This window comes from Pseudoduganella sp. RAF53_2 (assembly GCF_052113985.1).
GTDB lineage: Bacteria > Pseudomonadota > Gammaproteobacteria > Burkholderiales > Burkholderiaceae_D > Rugamonas.
Window position 1 is genome coordinate 1 of the sequence record NZ_JBFRDW010000584.1, and the last position, 3,939, is coordinate 3,939.

The following is a 3,939-nucleotide window of genomic DNA, read 5'->3' on the forward strand; positions in this document are numbered from 1 at the left end:
GCTTGAAGCTGGGAGTGCACCATCGGCAGTTCGTTGGGCGAATGCTCGGTGTCGAGCAGCAGCCAGTCGAAACCGGCGTTGGCCAGGACTTCGACCGTGATATGGCTCRACAGACCGGACCAGCAACCCAGCTGCGTTTTGCCGGTTAAGATCGCGTGCTTGAACGTGTTGATCGGTAGATTCATGTGCGGACTCCGTGGACTAGGTTGAACTGCAGGAATTCAATTCGTTTGCCGTGGCATGACAATCAGTAAAGTCATCGTACAACTACACGATTTTTACTTCAAGCTGGAAATGCTGCAGACGCACATAAACTGAGAAAATAGGCTTATATCGCCTTCAGTGGCGGAATGTTTGCCATAAAATTGCGGCAGCAATTCCTGTGCGGAAAATTGCTTAGTTGTATGATCTCTTGAATACTGTCGGGTTCGAACTATGTTTAGTGAGTAGCCAACCCTCAGAGGAGACGATCATGCATGCGATGGTGAGAACCTATTCCGGTGCAGGCGCGAAGCAGCTGTTCGATGTGCTGGAAGAACGCAAATCCGATGTCGAGGCGAATCTCAGGAATGTGCCCGGGCTGGTCAGCTACACGCTGGTGCGCGGCGACGACGGCGGGATGTCGGTGACGGTCTGTAGGGACAAAGCGGGCATCGACGAAAGCCTGAAAGTGTCGCGCGACTGGATTCAGAAAAATGCGCCTGGCGTTCTTGCCAATCCGCCAGCTATCTCGGACGGCGTCGTCGTGGTCCACATCAATTAGGGACGTGCTTGACGCCGCACGGCTGACACTACCGTGGCGCAGGCGCTAGCCATCAGCGCTGCCATGCGGCTCGCTGGTGCGGCTGGACGTGTTCAGGCGGCGATGGCGGGTGTTAGAATCGGCGCATGTTTGAGATCAGCCAGTTGCGATGCTTTATCGCCGTCGCCGAGGAACTTCACTTTAGCCGGGCCGCCGAGCGTCTGAATATGACGCAGCCGCCTTTGAGCCGTCAAATCCAGCTGCTGGAACATAACGTCGGCGTGCAACTGCTCGATCGCAGCAGCCGCGTCGTGCGTCTGACTGCGGCAGGAAAGGCCTTCCTGCCCGAAGCGGTGCGCATCATACGATTGGCCGATGAGGCGGGCCTGATGGCACGCCGCGTCGCGAAAGGCGAGCAGGGAAGTCTGGCGATCGGGTTTACGTCGGCATCCGGCTACACGCTGCTGCCGGAAGTGGTGCGCCGTCTGCGTGAGCGGACGCCGGGTATTGCGCTGTCGCTGAAGGAGTTGGTCAGTACGGCGCAAGTGGAGGCGCTCGATGCCGGCCAGCTGGATATGGCCCTGATGCGGCCGCTGGCGCTGCACGGCGAGCTGGTAAGCCTGCCGATTGCAAAGGAAGGCATGCTGCTGGCGATTCCGGAACGCGAGGCTGACACCTGGCCGGAGGAACCCACGCTGGCCAGCCTGCATCGCCGTCCCTTCATCATGTATTCACCGCACGAAGCGCGTCCGTTTTACCAGATGCTGACCGGCCGCTTCGAACGCGAGGGCGTGGTGCCCGATGTGGTCGAGCATATCGGCCAGGTGCACACCATGCTGGCGCTGGTCAGCGCGGGTATCGGCGCCGCGCTGGTTTCGGAAGCCTGTGCGCGTCTGCAATTCGACGGCGTGGTGCTGCGCCGCATTGCCACCGAGCCGGTAAGTACCGTCTGTACCTACCGGCGCGATAACGAGAATCCCATTCTGCAGCTGTTCATCAACGAGATTCTGCCGACTTTCCCCGGCGCGTGCTGAGGCGCTTCAGCGCACCAGGCAAGGGCGCTTGTTATCGAACTTCCAGTTCGGCACCAGGAACTGCATGGCGACCGCATCGTCGCGCGCGCCGAGACCCATGTTCTTGTAGGCCTGGTGCGCTTTCTCCAGTTCCGCTTCATCGAGTTCGATGCCCAGACCCGGTTTGGATGGAATGTGCACCAGCCCGCCCTCGATTTTCAATGGCTGTTTGGTGAGACGCTGGCCATCCTGCCAGATCCAGTGGGTGTCGATGGCGGTGACTTTGCCCGGCGCCGCTGCGCCTACGTGAGTGAACATCGCCAGCGAAATATCGAAGTGGTTGTTCGAGTGCGAGCCCCAGGTCAGGCCGAACATCTGGCATAGCTGCGCTACCCGCACGGAACCCTGCATGGTCCAGAAGTGCGGGTCGGCCAGTGGAATGTCGACCGATTGCAGCTGGATCGAGTGCGCCATCTGGCGCCAGTCGGTGGCGATCATATTGGTGGCAGTCGGCAGGCCGGTAGCTCGGCGGAATTCCGCCATCACTTCGCGGCCCGAGAAACCGTTTTCCGCGCCGCATGGATCTTCGGCATAGGCCAGGATGCCGTGCTTGTCGCGGCACACGCGAATGGCTTCATTCAGCGACCAGGCGCCGTTCGGGTCCAGGGTGATGCGCGCGTCCGGGAATCGCTCGTGCATGGCGATGATGGCTTCCATCTCCTCATCGGCAGACAGCACGCCGCCTTTCAGCTTGAAGTCGTTGAAGCCGTAACGCTCGCGTGCGGCCTCGCACAGGCCCACGACAGCTTCCGGCGTCAGTGCTTCTTCGTTGCGCAGGCGGGACCATGCGTCGCCTGCATCAGGTTCGCTGCGGTAATTCAGATTGGTTTTCTTGCGGTCGCCCACGTAGAACAGATAGCCCAGCATCTCCACTGCATTACGCTGCACGCCTTCGCCCAGCAGCGCGGCGACAGGCACGTTCATGAACTGGCCGAGCAGGTCGAGCAGTGCGGATTCGACCGCGGTCACCGCGTGAATGGTGGTGCGCAGGTCGAAGGTCTGGTTGCCGCGGCCGCCGGAATCGCGGTCGGCAAACGCGGAGCGCATGGCGTTCAGAATGTTGTTGTACTCGCCCAGCGTCTTGCCGATGACGAGGGATCGCGCATCTTCAATCGTCTGGCGGATCTTCTCGCCGCCTGGCACTTCGCCCAGACCGGTATTGCCCGCGCTGTCTTTCAGGATGACGATGTTGCGAGTGAACCAGGGGCCGTGCGCGCCGCTCAGGTTCAGCAGCATGCTGTCCTGGCCGGCGACTGGCACGACGCGCAAGTCGGTAACGATAGGAGCGCTGGTAACGGTAGTGTTCATATTAATTCCGTAGGGTTGGATTATTGATTGAGCGATTTCACGAGCTTGACGCGTTTGATGTCGCCGACGACGAAAAGATAGCAGGCAATGGCCAGCGCCGCATTGGCGCCGACGAAGACCAGGGCGCCGGCGAAGGAGCCGGTGGCTTCGACGATGTAGCCGATCACGATTGGCGTGGTGATGCCGGCGGTGTTGCCAAAGGTATTGAACAGGGCGCCACTCAGGCCACCGGCTTCCTTGGGCGAGGTGTCCGACACCACCGCCCAGCCCAGCGCACCAACGCCTTTGCCGAAGAAGGCCAGCGACATCACGGCGACGACCAGCATATCGGCCTGGATGTAGTTACAGGCGATCATACTCATCGACATCATCATGCCGATCACGATCGGCACTTTGCGCGACACCGACAGCGAGTATCCGCGCTTGGCAAGGCGGTCCGACAGCCAGCCGCCGGCCACGCCGCCCAGGAAGCCGGCGATGGCGGGCAGGGAAGCGACGAAGCCCGCTTTGAGGATCGTCATATGGCGTTCCTGTACCAGGTAGACCGGGAACCAGGTGAGGAAAAAGTAGGTCAGCGTGGTGATGCAATACTGGCCGATATAGACGCCCAGCAGCATGCGGTTGGACAGCAGTTCCTTGATGCAGGCCAGGGTGTTCACCTGGCTGGCCTGCCTGGTGGCGCCGCCGCTTTCCAGATCAACCAGCGCGCCGCCTTCTCGGATGTATTGCAGTTCACTGCTGCTGATGGATGGATGGTCTTTCGGGCCGTAGATGGTCTTCATCCACACGAAGGCCATCAGGATGCCCAGGCTACCC

4 protein-coding genes and 1 pseudogene are annotated in these 3,939 nt (G+C 60.6%); 2 read left to right on the forward strand and 3 right to left on the reverse strand.

Features of this window, described 5'->3' with window-relative positions:
• Nucleotides 1-185, reverse strand: a pseudogene (locus AB4Z11_RS25845) (2-dehydro-3-deoxyglucarate aldolase); the annotation flags it as partial.
• Between the two features lie 287 nt (nt 186-472).
• Here AB4Z11_RS25845 and AB4Z11_RS25850 point away from each other — a divergent pair.
• Together AB4Z11_RS25850 and AB4Z11_RS25855 are read left to right on the forward strand one after the other, a co-directional pair.
• Entirely contained in the window at nt 473-763 is a 291-nt protein-coding gene (locus AB4Z11_RS25850; protein WP_442028671.1) for a hypothetical protein, read from the forward strand.
• Between the two features lie 125 nt (nt 764-888).
• A complete protein-coding gene (locus AB4Z11_RS25855; RefSeq protein WP_442028672.1) occupies nt 889-1,776 on the forward strand; it encodes a LysR substrate-binding domain-containing protein in 888 nt (295 codons plus the stop codon).
• Nucleotides 1,777-1,782: 6 nt separating this feature from the next.
• Here the strand turns inward: AB4Z11_RS25855 and gudD are convergent, their stop codons facing one another.
• On the reverse strand, nt 1,783-3,123 hold the full coding sequence (gene gudD, locus AB4Z11_RS25860) for a glucarate dehydratase (RefSeq protein ID WP_442028673.1): 1,341 nt from the start codon (nt 3,121-3,123) through the stop codon (nt 1,783-1,785).
• 20 nt (nt 3,124-3,143) lie between these two features.
• Nucleotides 3,144-3,939: MFS transporter (locus tag AB4Z11_RS25865; RefSeq protein ID WP_442028675.1), on the reverse strand; the 796-nt coding region annotated here is incomplete at its 5' end.